Origin of the sequence: Halocatena halophila (genome assembly GCA_027563145.1) — an archaeon.
GTDB classification, from domain to species: domain Archaea; phylum Halobacteriota; class Halobacteria; order Halobacteriales; family Haloarculaceae; genus Halocatena; species Halocatena halophila.
Genome location: CP071306.1, coordinates 545,790 through 561,505, shown reverse-complemented (window position 1 = coordinate 561,505; position 15,716 = coordinate 545,790). Strand labels below are relative to the sequence as shown.

Genomic DNA, 15,716 nt, shown 5'->3' with positions numbered 1-15,716 from the left:
ACGTCCAACTGGTGAAAGGCATGTCACCAACAGACACGTCGTGTCCTAACACAGGCAAAACACCGTGTCACGACCACGCCGAACGACTCCGAGACGAGTCCCCAAGCGCAAAGCTCGTTTATCGCGTCTTACACGAGACGAATCGTCCATTGACGACTCGCGAGGTCAGCAAACGAACGTTGCTCTCATCGCGGACGACGCGCTATGCGCTAGGACGACTCCGTGAGGCGGGGATCGTCACTCGTAACGTTTGTCCGGACGACCCACGACAGTACCGGTACCACACCGTCGAAGGGTGATTCGAGACGGGAACCGACCGTCAGTTATTGGGTTTTTATACTATTTCACCATATCGAAATTAAATTTGCCTGGTTCGCCAGTCCACTGGAGCTATGCCACGGTGTACCACTGAGTGGCGTCTGTGGTTCGAATTTACGCATGATCGCGCTCGGCTCTGTAATGCACTACTGGTGGTCGGTGCGAATCCAGTTGCACGCCAGCCAGTTGCCTTCGGTCGGTACTGTCGTCCTGCCATTGACAGTGGCACGCCGTTGTTTGTCGTGGACCAATCGACCACTGAAACCGTCGAACGTGCAGATATAATCTTCCCCGCCACAACCTGGCCGAAACGACAGGGACAGTCACGAATCTGGAACGACGGATTCAGCTACGACAGCCACAGCGCGAGAGCCCAGCAGGCGTGAAACAAGGCTGGGAAATACTTAGTGAGGCTGGAAACATCCTCTCGTCGGGTTCGTTTACGAGCGAGATCCACGTGAGGTGTTTGTTGAGCTCGCCGAAGTTGGTGGTCGCTATCAGGGAATCCGGTACGATGACGTGAGAGACGGTGGAGTACAGTGGCCTGCTGGTGAGACAGCCACCCAGCGACTACGCTCAAGACCGTTTCCGTTCGGCCCGATTCACTGATTGTCACACCCAAAGCCGAGCAACTGGGAGCCTGCCCAGACCGTGATGGTGATTCCAGCATCGACCGTCTCATATCCGAGCGCGTCGAGTGCCGCCTTCGGGACTGTGAGGGTGAGTGTATCTTCAATTTGACAGCGCTCGACAGTGGCTGTAAACCGTGATTCCTGCGCTGGACCACTCCGTGGTTCGCCAAATGCGAGTAGGAGTCCGACGGCATCCACAGAGGAGGGATCGAAGTAAAATTGTGATCCTGGTCCGAGCCCAGTGGCTCGTATTGCGTCGGTTATCTGGATGACAAACCGGGATGACTGGTGAGATGGCTCAGAAAGCCTGACGGTCTGGATCTTCCTGAGCGTGTTGGTGAGTGTGGTCACAGGACACCAGCTAATTCGTCATTCTGTGTGATAGTTAGCCACACCCACACAATTGCAGCTGGCGATCCGCAATCGAGTAGGCGCGATGAACCGACAGTAAGAAGTGGTTATCGTTGCCCACCTTGCTATTAATTGATACATACTGACGCATATAAATTTCTAATAGATAAACATACAAAAATTATATGTTGTCCTGGTCCGCTTTCTTCCTATGGATGAATGCCCACAGCGTTGCGGTTTCTGTTTTGAAGTCACACTGCTGAAAGTGGCGGGTTCGAAATTGAGGCTGCACCAATGACCCCGCGTCGCGATCCGACCGACCATGTCGATCGGCTGCGGACGTTACTGGATGCGGATTCGTTTTTTAGCCCGATTAACTCCGTTCGTCGACGAACGATCGTTCGGTATCTGGCTCGATTGGAACCCACAGCGACGACGACCTCAAGGGAGTTGGCGTGGCTCTGTGCAGCAGTGGAGGGCGATCAGCCGATCGAGGAGGTTTCCGATGCGTCGTTCAGACGACTGCTACAGGGACTCAGACAGCGTGATCTCACGCGACTGTCGCTGGCCGATGTCGTCGAGCGAACGACAAATGACACGATCAGTCGTGGCTCTTCGTTTGAACGGTATGCGACGATTCTGCGGACGATCGATGCCGTTCAGGTGAATCGGCTGAACCAGTCCAGTCCTCGATAGCAATATTCATTAGCATTGCTCACACATGAGGTAACAGTTGACATGGTGGGAACCGTCTCAGTAGGGATCGTCGGACTCGGATCGATTGGCCACTCACACGCGACGCGATTAACTGATACTGAAAACGGAGCAACGTTGGTGGGTGGAATGGACGTTGCTGGCGACGCCCGTGATCGATTCGAGCGAGAGTTCGACGTTCCCGCCTACGATACGCACGAACCGTTGTTCGCGATGGCTGATGCGGTGATCATCACCACGCCGAATCGATTCCACGAGGAGTATGCTATTGGGGCACTTGATTCTGGACTCGACGTGTTGATCGAAAAGCCGCTTGCACACACCATCGACAGCGCAGAGCGAATCGCCGAACGCGCTCGTGGGACTGATCGACTCTGCCGGGTCGGATTCCATAATCGAGTCAGTGAACCAGTGTCTGTGCTTATGAGCTATCTCGAAGCCGGCCGGTTTGGTGATCTCTATCACATCGAAGCGAACTACCTCAGGCGACGAGGCATACCTGGACGGGGGTCGTGGTTTACGCGAGAAGACGCGGCTGGCGGTGGTGCCCTTGTGGACATTGGAGCTCACGTGATCGATCTTGCGCTGTATGTCCTCGATTTTCCGGAGATTGCGTCCGTCTCGGGAATCACGCGATCGACATTTGGGGATCGATCGGAGTACACCTATCTCGATATGCACGGCACGAGCGGCGACGGACCGTTCGACGTGGATGACTCGGCAAACGCGTTCGTTCGGTGTTCGGACGGGCCGACGATCGCACTCGATGTGGCGTGGGCGGCCAATCGACCCTCGAACTCCGCCTTTGTGGTCCGGGGCTCACAGGCTGGTGCGACGCTCGATCTCAGCACGGGTGAGCTGACGATTTACGAAACAGCTGGGGATGGGGCACCGCATTTCTCAGACAGCGAGATTCGCACCACTGACGACGATCCTCACGCGATGGAACAACAACAGTTCATCCAGGCGATCGCGACCGGTGACGACGACTGTCTGGCGACACCCGATCAGGCACTCACCACACAGCAGGTGATGAGCGCAATCTACCGATCGAGTGAAACGGAAGACGATATCCCGATCGAGAGCAAACCCGTTTTGACCGTCGACTGAATCGAAGTCTCACCGGACCCAACGGAGTTACAGTGCTCCGTTCGAAGTTGATTATGTGACTGAAATTACTGTCGAGCACGACGATGGGACTGGGTGGGTGACGATCGATCACCCTGGACGGAAGAACTCACTGACGGGAGAGGCGTGTGTGGAGTTTGCTGATGCACTCGTCGATTTGGCGCACGATGATTCGGTGCGGTGTGTCGTCGTGACGGGAGCAAACAATGCCTTTTGTTCTGGAATCGATCTCGCGGGCGGTGCTGGAACCGATGGTGCTGGAGACGAGCTGGAAAACGGGCTCAACGTGATCGCCAGACAGTTACTGACGATGGAAAAACCAACTGTCGCTTCTGTCTCCGGTCCAGCAGTCGGTGCTGGGGCGGCGATCGCCACGGCGTGTGATTTCGTCTACGCGTCCGAGTCGGCAACGTTCGGGTGGGGATTTACCGACATTGGTCTCGCCCCGGACACCGGAGCCACATACGTGTTGTCACGGCTGGTCGGATATCGAACGGCAATGGAGTTGCTCACGACCGGTCGCCGGCTATCTGCGACCGAAGCAGAAGATCTCGATATCGTAAATGCCGTCGTCCCAGACGACGACCTGACGAGGACCGTCGACCGCCACGTTGAGACCCTCAGCAACCGACCAACGAAGGCAGTGGGTGAGCTCAAGCGATTGCTCGTACGCAACAGTCATCGATCGCTTGAGGAAGCGCTCGCCGGTGAAGCGCGGGTACAGAAACGAATGTTACAGACTGATGACTTCATCGAGGGCGTCTCGGCGTTTCTTGAAGACCGACAGCCGGAGTTCACCGGGAAGTGAACAGATCGATGGGCCACTCCTGTCTGGTGGTCTATTGTTTCCCTTTGTTCACCATATCTACAGAAACAATTTACGGTGTTGGCCGTCAACACCCCGTATGGTACGTATGATGGAGTTGTCGTCGACGTGTCGATTTCAATCGGAAGACACTGTCCGTGTTCGATCGAACGCTGTGGACGTGACGATCCATGTGTAGTCGAATGACTGCCTCCAAGCGTCGGAGCATCACTGATCGCCCCGACGACTGCGTCCGGATTGGCGGGATCCTGCTGGCGTGTTCATCCCACAATCGGTCGCGAGAGGACTCACCCGTGCTCGCCGATGTAGACGGTACTGTGGCCGTTCGACGCGCGGTCGAACGGTTCGCATCGACTCTCTCGGAGGTTATTGTCGTCATTGGTGGTCACGAAACCGCCGTCAGACGCTCGCTCGCGGGACTCGACGTAACGTTCGTACACGACGCCACTGGTGGCAAAGAGGGAAACACTACTGCCGTCAACTGCGGCGCTGTCGTCGGAACGAACAGGGGGTGGGACGCAGCTGTCGTTGCACCAGGGGAGTTCGCACACGTCCAGCCCGAGACGATCGAACGCTTGGTGTCAGCGTACGTCACTGATGACGTTTCCATCGTTGCGCCGCTGTACAACGGCGCTGTCGGTCATCCAACGCTGTTCGATGCGCGCCACTTCGACCGTCTCGCTACCGAATCCAATATTCACAGTGACAGACAACGGCTCGTCGAATCCGAGAACGCAACTGCCGTTGTGACGGACGATCCAGGCGTCTGTACACCGGCTTCGCCCGAAAACAATTCGTAACCTATATATCTGTAAATCAAAACCAGTAATAAATTTTCTAAATTAATCTCAAAAAATTATATATGCATATTACCATTAGCAGTGCGTGATGGGTGTTCGATTCTTACACGTAGCCGACCTACACGTTGGTCAACCACTGGAATGTGGTCGACCGACGGATGGTGAGTTGGACGCGCCGTTTCGGCGGTGCGGGCTCAGGGCGATTGAGCGAATTATCTCCGTTGCACGGACTAAGTCGGTCGATTTTGTCGTGGTCTCCGGCGACGTGTTCGATAGGCAGTATCGATCGGTGGAACTGACCGAGCAGTTGCTGGAGATCCTCGAGAAAGCCGGTTGCTCGGTGTACATTCTTGGTGGTGACTCACCCGAATATTCGAGAATCTCGAATCGTTGGCCGGGCCCTGTCAGGTGTTTCGATGCGAAAACGGTAGAGACGTTCGAACACGGGATCGATCGTAAGTCGATGGTTCGTCTCACGGGACAATCAAACGCCAGCGACTGGCCTGCCTCTGGATTATTCGGGGCTGATAGCAGTCTATCGGGCCCGTCGGTTGGCGTGATTCACCGGCCACCAGGACGAACACAAAAAACCGTCTTGGACGCAAGTCAGGCCTTCGAGATGGACTACTGGGCAGGGGGTGGCCCCCACCGACCACGATATTGGCCATCGATTCCAGGCGGTGTTCCCGGCTCGCCACAGCCCCGCAGATTCGATGCGCGTCACGTGGGTGGATGCTATCTCGTCGAGTTGATAGAGAAGTCGCCATCTGTGACGTTCATTCCGACGGCACCGATCAGTTTTCATACGGTCACAGTTGCTCTCGGATCCGAAGACGACGAGCCGATACGGACGATAGGCGGGGTAGTCACTGACGCGCTACGGTCGATTACATCGCTTCAGGAGAGACCTCCAAGGCCCTCCCTTTCTCTCCCGGATGGGGTTGCTCGGAGTGACGGTTCGTGGGCCCCCGCCGGAATGGTCGTTCGTATCGAGCTGACGGGCCACTCTCCGATAGTGACACAGCTCACTCGAAGTCGACTCGACTGGCTATTCGACAGGATTCGGTCACTGCTCGATCCAAATCTCACTCCAGTGGTCCTTGAGAGCATCCGTGATCGAACGCGCCGGACTGGTAGCGACCGGTCAGTGGCCGTGGTCGATGCGCTCGAACGTGTCGTCGATACCATGCGCACGAACGAGCGATCGCAACTTCGAGCGGCGACTGGTGAGGTTTTCCAGGACTGTCCAGTGGGTGCGCGCGAAACTGTCCCTGTCGACAGGTGTGCGCTCACCGATCAGACGCTCGACCGACTCACGGACGAGGCGCTCGCGCTCGCAACCGATCGACTCGTAGAACGAGGAATCGATGTGGATTGAACAGCTCTCGATCGAGTCGTTTGGCCCGTTCGAGAACGAGGAATTCGGGCCGCTCTCACCGACTGTCAACGTGGTTGGCGCTCCACAGTGTGCGGGAAAAACGTCGTTGCTGGACCTGCTTTGTCGACTAGTTGGGGAACAGCCCACTGCCTCCACGAGTGAGGATCCACCGTATGTGAGCTGGCGTATCGAAACCGACACTGGACGGTATCGGTACACGATGGAGGGAGATGCGCCCCCGATCGTCGAGCCAATTGGTACAGCCCCAGGCAGTCGCTCACATCCCAAAATCGAGCCAGACGAGTACCGACAGTGGTGTACGATTACGCATTCCAAACTCACTGCGTCCGAAAATGAGCGTCTAGCAGCCCTGTTGTTCGACAATCTGTACGGAACGATCGGGAGGCTCCCAAAGATACAGACCAGACTGGATGAAACGGCTACGGAGATTGGTGGCGCGCATGGGCGAGCAGTCAATAAACTCACAGATCCCAGTGACCGAATCGGTGTGGGCGTCGACCGGCGCACTCGGGCCACCGAGCAAGTCAACCGATACGAGGCAGTCTCAACCGAACGTGATCGTCTCCGGGAACGCCGGAGAGCTACCACCGACACGATCGAGCAACTGTCCGAGCTATCGACACTTCTGGGTATCATACGAAAATGCTATGCGGACGCATCAACGCTCACAGAACTCGAAGTCCAGACCGAGACGGTAGATGCCGATCAAGTCAAAGAGTTTCCACGGGATATGGTTCCAGTGCTCCGTGAGCGATACGAACGCCACGAAATAGCCCGCGATCGGTACGAATCCGCCAAAATGGCGTTTCAGTCGGCGATTTCACGGGTGAATGGAACACCAACAGTGAAATCGGTCACGAATCATTCGAATGAGCTCAGAACACACTGTCAAAAAGTGCCACGACTGCGCGAGCAGTACGAAGCGTTCGATGTCCAGCGCACGGCGCTCGAACGCGAGCGAACCCAGCTCCGTGTGGCGGCTGCATCGGTGAACGACGACTGGTACACTGATCTCGATGCCATCAGAACGATAACGACGGATGCATACGCTCGCGCTGAAGTCCAGCGTATCGTTTCGTCGTACGTCGAGGCGGACACAACACACACTGAAATCACACACGAGCTTGCGCTGGCCGAACGACGACACAAGCATCTCGAATCCGAGCGATCAACCACGGATCTCCCCCCCACAGCCGATCAGTTGCGACGGGGACGGGTAATCACGATTGGGGGGACTCTCAGCGTACTGATTATCGGCAGTGTCGGGGGAGTGACTCTCAATCCGATGGTCGGCGTCGTACTCACCGCCGTGGGACTTCTTGCTGTCGGATTGGGCACAGTACGAATGAACAACACGGTCGAATCTGCAATGCGTTCGGTAGCGCAACTCGAGACGTCGATTCGGAACACACGCACGGAAATCGAAACCTTGCGCGAACAACGAGCTGAGTGCGAAAACGAACGTGATATGGCCAGGGCTGCGTTCGAATCACTCGTTGCTGATCTGTCGCTAGAATCGTTACAGCCCGACGCCGTTCTCGAGAACTACGATCGGATCGTTGCGTGTAAACGCAGATTGCGCGCGTACGACGAGCGAACGGACGCTCTCGAACGGCGTCGGTCGACGCTTCGATCGACACTCGAAACCATTGGCGAGGACCTACTCCAGGCGAGCGTAATCGATGCGACACCCGAGGATCCCATCGAATCGGCCCCAGAGCTACTCGAAACGCTCACAGCAACCAGAACAATCATTGAGCGTGCTTCGATGGTCGCTGACCGCCGCGACGATTTGCAATCGAGACGCGAGTCGGTGACCGAGCTACTTGACCAGCACGATCCGTTTCCCACGCCCGAAACCACGGCGTCGGATTCGATCACAGAGTGTGTCGAACGTATCGAGCGCCAGGCAAGTACGGTTCAAACGATGACGCCGCTGTTCGAGCGTGCCGACCGCTGTCGGGATCGGATCACCAGGCGGCTCTCCGCCGCTAGTGAGCGTTCTGTGCTCACAGATTCGCACCATGTCCAGGAGATTCTCGGCGAAGCCACAGGCGTTACTGACCGTTCACCCGTCGAAATCATACAACGGCTGGTGGAGGCGTTCGACAGCGAGGCGACCGTGTCGGCGCGAAAATCCCAGCTTGAGGACCGAATGAATCGACTCATCGAAAAGAACGAAGCGCGTGCCAGTCGAGAGCGCACACTCGAACGCGAATGCTCGGAACTCAGCGCAGCGAGCCACATCGAGGCCGCCGCCCGTCCAATTCGTGCGGGCCGATCACAGCTACGTGCTCGAAGTGAACGATACGCCATAAACCGGCTCGCAGCGCTATTTCTCGACGAACTGTCTGAATCGTACGTACAGCAGACTGCAGGCCCACTGCTCGAGCGGAGCAGTGACCTGTTTTCTCGCCTGACCGATGGCGCATACACGGGAATTACCCTGGATGAATCGGACGCAACCCCTCGCTTTCTCGCCGTCGATGATAGCGGCTGTTCGACCGAGCCGACCACACTGAGCAATTGCACGGCTGCACTGCTCTATCTCTCGATCCGATTGGCTCACAGTGAAGATCGTTCTGCCCCACTCGTTTTCGATGGCGCGTTCGCACAGTTTGATCCTGTGCACAGACGACGGGCGCTAACTGTCTGTGCCAACCAGTTCAGTGACACACAGCTGTTCATTCTGAGTTCACAACCCACAGTCATCAATACGTGCACCGAGGCGTTCAACGAATGCACGTTTCACGCCCTCGAGGAGGGCTCTTTTTCGGGGCCCATCACAGCCAGCCGCGTTGTCGATACTCTCACCCGCGACTGAAACGACGGTTGTGCTCACTCGATCCTACTAAATGACAAATATAGTAACTCATTGAGGTTAATTTGCTATTGGTATTCCCGGAAGTATTATAGTAATTCATTGGTTAGTTGCTCATTGGATGTCGAATTGGAGCAAAACAATTGACGCCGACGACATCGACGCCTGGATTAATGCCCTCCACTCTGACAGCGAGGTCTGGGGAATCAAGCACGAGTCTGTAGCGAGGACCACAATCCTGGCAATGGCTGCGAGTTCCGAGTCGTACACCGGAAAAGATCTGTATCGGGTTTTCCACGCTCCGGAGTATCGATCGGAATTCATAGAGATCGAACGGGACGACAGCACTGTCAGTGGCCGGTCCGTCGAGCGACTGCTCATGGTCGACGAACAGACGTTTTCTAAGCTCGCAAGTGGTGTTCACGCCGCCTGTCAATCCGACAGCAGAGGCTCCGATACGGGTGGCAATCCCCGGTATGAGCACGACTCGGTTACCGAGTGAGGGCTATCGGAGTGTGGTGTAGGGGAGTGTCTCTGACAATAATTTTCGTACATAATATATAATAGTATTTTGATAATGGTTATGAAAGACCTTGTTGTCAATATACTGCGGTTCGATGGATATCACCGCTGTCGCCCTGCCATGGGCGGCAGGTCGCTTCTCTCACGACTGGTCCCATCACGTTACAACCGTAGCATTGTAACCGTCGATGAGATCAGAATAAATAACTACAATAATATATGGAATAAAGGCCGCGCTCCGTTCCTTACTGTTTCACTTGTGACATCTAACCAACAGCCCCTGATTGCCGGTCGAACACTCATTTTTACGTAGAAAAATTTAATACTTATAGACCATGATGTGTAATATAGGTCGTCAATGGGCAGATGTTGACACACCAACCGGTCGGCGGGGCTAACGACTCACTTCCCGCCGTTAGATCGGAACGTCCATCCGAGGCCGATCACCCATGAGCATTCGAACCACGAACAGTAATCGGCGTACTGCGGTTCGGACTCGCGCCCTACGTGCATTAGCGACGGTGCCAGGAGAACCATCCCCCTCAACGATCCAACAAGCGTCGCTTGAGGCGATCTATCGAGAACATCCAGGCGTCAGACTCGAAGACGTGTTGGATCTAAAAGCGACACTCGATACCACGAGAATGGCCGATCAATCGGTGGCGACAGCCGTTGAGGGCGTGATCGATCAGGCATTTGCCGAACTGTCTTCGTGGTGATCGTCGAACGAATCAGCTGGACTCGCGCTGTTCGACCTTGTTTATCTCGATGAGGAGCCGAAACACGGCTTTGACGAGGTTTGTATCCACATCGAATCGACTCGCATTCTCTCCGGCGCGGTCCATTACACGCTGTTCTTGCGATTCGACGGTGGTTGGCACCCCCTGTTCAATTTTGACTTTTGCAATGGACTCGGCCACGTAGGTTCGTTCGGCGATCAGTTCGACGATCTGTCGATCGATCGCTTCGATTTCGTCGCGTAGCTGTTCGAGACTCATCTGATCTGTGCTCCCGTCGTCCGCGTTTGTGTCATCCATGTTCGTCCGTCGTATTCCTTCCAGTGTGATCGAACTGTTGTGAGTGCTGTCCGGTCACCGACGGCGATGTAGCTTGGGCCGGTACCGGAGAGTGAAACTCCTACTGCGGCGTTCATTGCGTCAATCAACGGTGCTGTGGGATACTCCAGCGCACCACAGAACGCCAGTCCGTTGACGGTCATCGCCTGACCGTACGCACCGTCCAGCGCAAGCGATTCGACCAGCCGTGCCATGGGGGCAATTGCGTTGCACCGATCGACATCGGCATCGGCGCTGTAGGCTCGGTCATCCGGTGACCAGACGAGGACATCCCAGTCACGTTCGTCGTGTTGGAGGAGTTCGTCGTTCGTGTTATCCGTGATTGTTATACCGCCGAGCATGCTCGCACTGGCGTCGTCGAACGCTCCTGTAACCGTTACCCCTGCGTCACGGGCTGCCTGGACGCCGATCCGAGCGGCCGTCGTTCGTGGACAGTCAACGTCGAGTGCCGAAAGCGTCGCAAGCACGGTCGCGTTCGCTGCTGCGCTGGAGCTTTTCAATCCGGCAGCCATCGGGATCTCACTTTCTGTGTGGACAGTTGCACCTTCTGCGTCACCAAACCGCTCGATAACGCGTTCAACACAGCGCTCGATGAGGCCAGTATCCGCGTCGGGTGCCCCCTCGACGCTTCCGGTGATTGTTCCGGACTCGGTGAGCTCAACCGTGGCTGTAGTGGTGATATCGATCGCGAACGCAGCCCCAGTTCCGGTCGCCAGTGCGTTCAGTATGGTTCCCCCGGCAGGAGCAGTTGCTCGGCCCTTCACAGGTTTCATGGGACGGGAAGACACTTACCACTGCTGATCGGTGCGAATTCCACAGCGTATCGATTTTGTGTTGGGACCGGTACTATCAACTATGAGCTTTCGAAACGAGATTTCTCCCGACACGCTCCAGATCGAACTTGATCCCGAGGGCATCGAAGTTCGGTATCACGACGATCGAAGCGTGTTCTATCACGGCGTTCCGACGAAGACAACTGGTGAAGTATCTCCCCCGCCTGGTACGCAGGTGCAGGTGCTGATCACGGATCGCTCACAAACACAGGGCGTGATGATCTACGTCAACGACCGGAAAACGGCGGACGAAATCCTCGAATCCAGTGGCGTCGGGCGAGTCCTCGTCGAAAACGGCGAGAAAACCACGTTGTTCCCCGGGGTTAGCGCTTCGGCATCGAACTATCGTGAAACTATCACGGCAGATCCCGCGGTTGCGGAGGGTCGAGTGTTCGTGTTTGCCGAAGATGAAATGCAAGAACATTCATGGGAGATTGTCGCAGAAGAATAGCCACCACTGCTTCTACAGTCCATTAACTGCCGGTATTTGCTCTCCAAATATGAAATGCTACCAGCAACTTCAGCTGCTTCCGTCAGGTTCCTACGGAAACTAGTTGTACAATATGGTGATGGGATCATTGTTTTCTCAACTACAGTTGCGTGAGACGACCGTTCCAAATCGGGTAATGGTCTCTCCAATGTGTCAGTACTCCTGTGAGAATCGGGATGGTATCGCCACGGACTGGCATTTCGTCCATCTCGGGAGCCGTGCGATTGGCGGTGCAGGTGTGGTGATGACGGAGGCGACGGCCGTCGAGCCACGCGGTCGGATTTCCCCCGAGGATCTTGGTATCTGGAACGACGAGCAGGTTGAGGCGTTTGCGCCAATCACCTCGTTTATTCGTTCGCAGGGCTCCATTCCGGCGATACAGCTTGCACACGCGGGACGGAAGGCCTCAAAGCATCGGCCGTGGGAAGGATCGACCCCGATCTCGCCGACCGATGATGGATGGCAGCCAATCGCCCCAACCGCGAGAGCCTGGCCCTACGAGACCGATGCACCGACGCCGGCCGCGATGGACCAGACGGCGATCGATGGCGTGGTTGCATCGTTCAGATCGGCTGCAGAACGCGCGCTGCAGGCTGGCTTTGAGATCGCCGAGATTCATGCAGCCCATGGGTATCTGCTTCACGAGTTTCTCTCACCGGTTACTAACGACCGGACGGACGAGTATGGAGGGAGCTTCGAAAACCGCATTCGCCTGCTCAAAGCGGTGGTCACGACCGTTCGGTCGGTGTGGCCCGACGACAAACCGGTGTTTGTTCGTCTCTCGGCAACCGACTGGCTCGACGATCGTCCATCCTGGACCGTCGAGCAGTCGGTTCGGCTCGCATCGCATCTCTATGATCTCGGCGTCGATCTGATCGATGTCAGCGCGGGCGGCATTCATCCCGAGCAAGCGATTCCCGAAACCGGTCCGGGCTATCAGCTCGAATATGCCGGTGAGATATCCGATGCGACCGGCTGTGCCGTCGGTGCCGTCGGCGGTCTTGGTGATCCAGAACTCGCAGATGCGGTCGTTCGTACTGGAACGGCAGCCCTGGCAATCGTTGGACGAGAACATCTCCGCGATCCACAGTTTACACTGCGTGCGGCTACAGAACTCCAAACGGACGAGCAGTCCGTCCCATCGCAGTACGCGCGTGCCTATCCCTCGCTCGCTAGCGACTGAAAACCACTTTCTGCAGCGAGATCCAACCGGTCGTATGCACGTGCTGGTCAACGCGGCGATGAGTGCCGACGGAAAGCTTTCGACCCGGCGGCGCGAGCAGCTCAAAATCAGCGGCGCGGACGATTTTGCGCGCGTCGACCGACTCCGGGCAAAAACGGACGCGATCGTGGTTGGCGTGGGAACGGTGCTCGCAGATGACCCATCGCTCGTTCGTTTCGACCGCGAACATCGCGATTCGATCGGCAAGGACGGCGTCCCCACCCGCGTGGTCGTAGATTCTACTGGGCGTACGCCACTCGATGGGGCGGTCTGTTCTGACGATGCCCCGACGGTGCTGTTGAGCTCTGATGCGCTCTCCAAAGCACGTCGAGATGCCTACGAATCAGCGGGCGTGACAGTCCTGACAGCCGGCACTGATCGGGTGGAGCTCTCTGCAGGGTTCACGGCGCTAGAACGGACCGGCATCGAACACTGCTTCGTGGAGGGCGGCGGCGAGCTGATCTTTTCGTTGCTAGAGGCTGGCCTCGTCGACAGACTGACGACGTATTTCGGTCCGCTCGTCATCGGTGGCCGCGATGCGCCCACGCTCGCCGATGGGAACGGTTTCGTCGATGCATTTCCGTCGCTGTCGCTTGAGTCGATTGAGCGGTTGGACGACGGAGTCGTCATTTCGTGGGCCGTCGAATCGATAGCCTCTCCCTGAGATGCGTCGCAAATCTCACAATCTGCGAAAATGGCCGGGGTCAGTGGCTATGACCGGTCGCCTCGGCGAATGAGACGCCAAAGCGCGCTTCGAACAGCGAAAGCATTTCGTCTTCGACTGATTCGAGCTCTGCGCCGATCTCGTCTTCACCGTGGTGAACCAGTGCGTGCACACGCTGTGCACACGACAGCACGAGAATGTCGCCAGCGACCTGTGCGTTGGACTCATCGCCGTTCGCGAGCACGTCGAACAACGGCTCGGGGAGGGTCACGTCTTCGTTGCCGTCCGGGGTCTCGATGGTGATGTCGATCGTCTCTGGTTCTGCCGTCATACCCGCCGCTTCGGTGAGGGCACTTTAACCTCTGTTGGGTTTGAAATGGTTGGATGGGTTCACTGTTCGGAGCCGATCGTCCGAGCGCTTTCCCGTTCGGACTGCTCGGTTGCGTGCTGTTCGAGGTACGCGTCGGCATCGAGTGCGGCTTTCACACCCATGCCCCCCGCGGTTGCGGCCTGCTGGTAGTGATAATCGACAACGTCGCCCGCTCCGAACAGCCCCGAGACATCGGTTTTCGTCTGGCCGCCACCGTCGCCACCATGGGTGCTAATGTATCCTTCGGCATCCATTTCGACGCCAGTGTCTTCGAGATACTCGGTGTTGGGTGTGTGTCCGATCGCGATGAACACAGCACCCACGTCGAATTCGGTCGTTGTTGTCTCCGGCCCATCTAGATTTTCCGATGGATGGCCCGACTCATTCTGCGCGATAGTCACGTGTGAGACGCCCTCGTCGGGAGAGCCATGGATTTCGAGGAGTTCGGTGTTTTTCATGACCTCGATCTCGTCGTCTTCGACATGTTCGTGGAGGCGGTCAATCCAGTACTGTTCGGCACGGAACTCCTCGCGCCGATGGACGAGATACACTTTCGAGGCGAATTTGGTGAGAAAGCTCGCTTCCTCCATTGCAGCGTCGCCGCCACCAACGACGATCATCTCCTCGCCACGGAAGAACGCACCATCACAGGTGGCACATGTCGAGACGCCATAGCCAATCAGTTCGTCTTCGCCCGGAATGTCTAGTGTTCGTGCGCTGGCACCGGACGCAGCGATGATGGCATCGGCGGTGTATTCGGTGCCATCCTGGAGTGTGACGACAAACGGCCTACTGGAGTCATCGATCGTCTCGATGACGCCGTGTTCGATCTCAGCGCCGAAGCTCGTCGCCTGTTCTTTCATCTGCTGGACGAGCTCGGGACCGGAGATCCCGTCCGGAAATCCTGGATAGTTCGCCACGTCGGTGGTGAGCGTCAGCTGTCCGCCCGGTTCGGAGCCTTCGATCACCAGTGGATCATTGTTCGCCCGCCCTGCGTAGATCGCAGCAGACAGCCCCGCAATACCTGTACCAGCGATGATGAGCCGACGATGTGTGGCCTCGGTCATTCGTACAGTACGTAGCCATGGACGCCATTTCAGGCTTTTCTTCGGGGGAATCGTTCGCACTCTGAGAGTGCATCATTCTCACTCACCCGATGCGTTCCGAACGATTAACCCGAGTGCTCACCCCACCGACGGTATGGCTGCCGACCTCGAAGAAAAGACGGACCGATACGAACGACTGCTCGCAGAGGCACTCGACGTTGCCACGGTCGCCCCTCCACCAGAAAGTCCGCTCGGCGAAAGCGCAGAGGAGTTCGAGGAGATGGCCCAGGCATATCTCGAGGATGGCAGACAGTTTCGCGAAAACGACGATCTCGTGAACGCACTCGCCGCCTTTTCGTATGGCCACGCCTGGCTCGATGCAGGTGCACGAATTGGCGTTTTTGACGTACCAACGGATGGTCACCTCTTTACAGTGTAGCGCTACGTTTCTGCGAATTCAGTCACGACGATGTAGCACTCATAGCAAAACACCAGCGCCACAAG

The 15,716-nt window shown here is 56.8% G+C and carries 20 protein-coding genes; 15 read left to right on the top strand and 5 right to left on the bottom strand.

Going from position 1 to position 15,716, the window contains the following annotated elements:
• Window positions 1–20 precede the first annotated feature (20 nt).
• The 3 genes from JXQ78_RS02870 (at window position 21) to JXQ78_RS02860 (ending at window position 927) form a co-directional block, all read left to right on the top strand.
• Entirely contained in the window at window positions 21–299 is a 279-nt protein-coding gene (locus JXQ78_RS02870) for a helix-turn-helix domain-containing protein (protein ID WP_330631971.1), read from the top strand.
• Between the two features lie 93 nt (window positions 300–392).
• A complete protein-coding gene (locus JXQ78_RS02865) occupies window positions 393–704 on the top strand; it encodes a hypothetical protein (protein WP_330631970.1) in 312 nt (103 codons plus the stop codon).
• A gap of 76 nt (window positions 705–780) precedes the next feature.
• A complete protein-coding gene (locus JXQ78_RS02860; RefSeq protein WP_330631969.1) occupies window positions 781–927 on the top strand; it encodes a hypothetical protein in 147 nt (48 codons plus the stop codon).
• On the opposite strand, the gene JXQ78_RS02855 is transcribed toward JXQ78_RS02860, so the two are convergent.
• Window positions 921–1,301 carry a hypothetical protein gene (locus JXQ78_RS02855; protein WP_330631968.1) on the bottom strand — a complete coding sequence of 127 codons (381 nt, stop codon included), beginning with the start codon at window positions 1,299–1,301 and terminating at the stop codon, window positions 921–923. The genes JXQ78_RS02860 and JXQ78_RS02855 overlap by 7 nt on opposite strands.
• Before the next feature lie 294 nt (window positions 1,302–1,595).
• Between JXQ78_RS02855 and JXQ78_RS02850 the strand changes: the two genes are divergently transcribed.
• From JXQ78_RS02850 to JXQ78_RS02815, 8 genes are all read left to right on the top strand, one after another.
• The gene (locus JXQ78_RS02850; protein WP_330631967.1) at window positions 1,596–1,997 is read left to right on the top strand and encodes a hypothetical protein; all 402 of its coding nucleotides are present in this window, start codon (window positions 1,596–1,598) and stop codon (window positions 1,995–1,997) included.
• A gap of 42 nt (window positions 1,998–2,039) precedes the next feature.
• Window positions 2,040–3,125 carry a Gfo/Idh/MocA family protein gene (locus JXQ78_RS02845; RefSeq protein WP_330631966.1) on the top strand — a complete coding sequence of 362 codons (1,086 nt, stop codon included), beginning with the start codon at window positions 2,040–2,042 and terminating at the stop codon, window positions 3,123–3,125.
• A 55-nt stretch (window positions 3,126–3,180) separates the two neighbouring features.
• The gene (locus JXQ78_RS02840) at window positions 3,181–3,951 is read left to right on the top strand and encodes an enoyl-CoA hydratase (RefSeq protein WP_330631965.1); all 771 of its coding nucleotides are present in this window, start codon (window positions 3,181–3,183) and stop codon (window positions 3,949–3,951) included.
• A 200-nt stretch (window positions 3,952–4,151) separates the two neighbouring features.
• Window positions 4,152–4,769, top strand: coding sequence for a nucleotidyltransferase family protein (locus JXQ78_RS02835; RefSeq protein ID WP_330631964.1), 618 nt, complete (start codon window positions 4,152–4,154; stop codon window positions 4,767–4,769).
• Window positions 4,770–4,857: 88 nt separating this feature from the next.
• Window positions 4,858–6,147 carry a metallophosphoesterase family protein gene (locus JXQ78_RS02830; protein ID WP_330631963.1) on the top strand — a complete coding sequence of 430 codons (1,290 nt, stop codon included), beginning with the start codon at window positions 4,858–4,860 and terminating at the stop codon, window positions 6,145–6,147.
• Complete coding sequence (locus JXQ78_RS02825; RefSeq protein WP_330631962.1) at window positions 6,137–8,992, top strand: AAA family ATPase; 2,856 nt, start codon at window positions 6,137–6,139, stop codon at window positions 8,990–8,992. Before JXQ78_RS02830 ends, JXQ78_RS02825 begins: the two co-directional genes overlap by 11 nt.
• Before the next feature lie 118 nt (window positions 8,993–9,110).
• Window positions 9,111–9,491 carry a hypothetical protein gene (locus tag JXQ78_RS02820; protein WP_330631961.1) on the top strand — a complete coding sequence of 127 codons (381 nt, stop codon included), beginning with the start codon at window positions 9,111–9,113 and terminating at the stop codon, window positions 9,489–9,491.
• A 469-nt stretch (window positions 9,492–9,960) separates the two neighbouring features.
• Window positions 9,961–10,230 (top strand): hypothetical protein, encoded by a 270-nt coding sequence (locus tag JXQ78_RS02815; protein ID WP_330631960.1) that lies wholly within the window; start codon window positions 9,961–9,963, stop codon window positions 10,228–10,230.
• A 12-nt stretch (window positions 10,231–10,242) separates the two neighbouring features.
• Here JXQ78_RS02815 and JXQ78_RS02810 read toward each other — a convergent pair whose 3' ends face one another.
• Window positions 10,243–10,548 (bottom strand): chorismate mutase, encoded by a 306-nt coding sequence (locus JXQ78_RS02810; protein WP_407934030.1) that lies wholly within the window; start codon window positions 10,546–10,548, stop codon window positions 10,243–10,245.
• On the bottom strand, window positions 10,506–11,351 hold the full coding sequence (locus JXQ78_RS02805) for a shikimate kinase (protein ID WP_330632846.1): 846 nt from the start codon (window positions 11,349–11,351) through the stop codon (window positions 10,506–10,508). Before JXQ78_RS02805 ends, JXQ78_RS02810 begins: the two co-directional genes overlap by 43 nt.
• A 91-nt stretch (window positions 11,352–11,442) precedes the next feature.
• Here JXQ78_RS02805 and JXQ78_RS02800 point away from each other — a divergent pair, with 91 nt between their 5' ends.
• The 3 genes from JXQ78_RS02800 (at window position 11,443) to JXQ78_RS02790 (ending at window position 13,796) form a co-directional block, all read left to right on the top strand.
• Entirely contained in the window at window positions 11,443–11,871 is a 429-nt protein-coding gene (locus JXQ78_RS02800) for a DUF5796 family protein (protein ID WP_330631959.1), read from the top strand.
• Window positions 11,872–11,989: 118 nt separating this feature from the next.
• Complete coding sequence (locus JXQ78_RS02795) at window positions 11,990–13,093, top strand: NADH:flavin oxidoreductase/NADH oxidase (RefSeq protein ID WP_330632845.1); 1,104 nt, start codon at window positions 11,990–11,992, stop codon at window positions 13,091–13,093.
• A gap of 34 nt (window positions 13,094–13,127) precedes the next feature.
• On the top strand, window positions 13,128–13,796 hold the full coding sequence (locus JXQ78_RS02790) for a 2,5-diamino-6-(ribosylamino)-4(3H)-pyrimidinone 5'-phosphate reductase (protein ID WP_330631958.1): 669 nt from the start codon (window positions 13,128–13,130) through the stop codon (window positions 13,794–13,796).
• Between the two features lie 40 nt (window positions 13,797–13,836).
• On the opposite strand, the gene JXQ78_RS02785 is transcribed toward JXQ78_RS02790, so the two are convergent.
• The gene (locus JXQ78_RS02785; RefSeq protein WP_330631957.1) at window positions 13,837–14,127 is read right to left on the bottom strand and encodes a DUF7545 family protein; all 291 of its coding nucleotides are present in this window, start codon (window positions 14,125–14,127) and stop codon (window positions 13,837–13,839) included.
• A 59-nt stretch (window positions 14,128–14,186) separates the two neighbouring features.
• Window positions 14,187–15,233: a thioredoxin-disulfide reductase gene (gene trxB / locus JXQ78_RS02780; protein ID WP_330631956.1), complete on the bottom strand. Its 1,047-nt coding sequence runs from the start codon at window positions 15,231–15,233 to the stop codon at window positions 14,187–14,189.
• A gap of 133 nt (window positions 15,234–15,366) precedes the next feature.
• On the opposite strand from trxB, the gene JXQ78_RS02775 reads away from it, so the two are divergent.
• Entirely contained in the window at window positions 15,367–15,651 is a 285-nt protein-coding gene (locus JXQ78_RS02775) for a DUF357 domain-containing protein (RefSeq protein WP_330631955.1), read from the top strand.
• Window positions 15,652–15,716 lie beyond the last annotated feature (65 nt).

Coding starts and splice junctions, on each gene's coding strand:
- JXQ78_RS02870 (WP_330631971.1), top strand. CDS start 21: ATGTCACCAACAGACACGTCGTGTCCTAACACAGGCAAAACACCGTGT.
- JXQ78_RS02865 (WP_330631970.1), top strand. CDS start 393: ATGCCACGGTGTACCACTGAGTGGCGTCTGTGGTTCGAATTTACGCAT.
- JXQ78_RS02850 (WP_330631967.1), top strand. CDS start 1,596: ATGACCCCGCGTCGCGATCCGACCGACCATGTCGATCGGCTGCGGACG.
- JXQ78_RS02845 (WP_330631966.1), top strand. CDS start 2,040: ATGGTGGGAACCGTCTCAGTAGGGATCGTCGGACTCGGATCGATTGGC.
- JXQ78_RS02835 (WP_330631964.1), top strand. CDS start 4,152: ATGACTGCCTCCAAGCGTCGGAGCATCACTGATCGCCCCGACGACTGC.
- JXQ78_RS02830 (WP_330631963.1), top strand. CDS start 4,858: ATGGGTGTTCGATTCTTACACGTAGCCGACCTACACGTTGGTCAACCA.
- JXQ78_RS02825 (WP_330631962.1), top strand. CDS start 6,137: ATGTGGATTGAACAGCTCTCGATCGAGTCGTTTGGCCCGTTCGAGAAC.
- JXQ78_RS02820 (WP_330631961.1), top strand. CDS start 9,111: ATGTCGAATTGGAGCAAAACAATTGACGCCGACGACATCGACGCCTGG.
- JXQ78_RS02815 (WP_330631960.1), top strand. CDS start 9,961: ATGAGCATTCGAACCACGAACAGTAATCGGCGTACTGCGGTTCGGACT.
- JXQ78_RS02810 (WP_407934030.1), bottom strand. CDS start 10,548: ATGGATGACACAAACGCGGACGACGGGAGCACAGATCAGATGAGTCTC.
- JXQ78_RS02800 (WP_330631959.1), top strand. CDS start 11,443: ATGAGCTTTCGAAACGAGATTTCTCCCGACACGCTCCAGATCGAACTT.
- JXQ78_RS02795 (WP_330632845.1), top strand. CDS start 11,990: ATGGGATCATTGTTTTCTCAACTACAGTTGCGTGAGACGACCGTTCCA.
- JXQ78_RS02790 (WP_330631958.1), top strand. CDS start 13,128: ATGCACGTGCTGGTCAACGCGGCGATGAGTGCCGACGGAAAGCTTTCG.
- JXQ78_RS02785 (WP_330631957.1), bottom strand. CDS start 14,127: ATGACGGCAGAACCAGAGACGATCGACATCACCATCGAGACCCCGGAC.
- trxB (WP_330631956.1), bottom strand. CDS start 15,233: ATGACCGAGGCCACACATCGTCGGCTCATCATCGCTGGTACAGGTATT.
- JXQ78_RS02775 (WP_330631955.1), top strand. CDS start 15,367: ATGGCTGCCGACCTCGAAGAAAAGACGGACCGATACGAACGACTGCTC.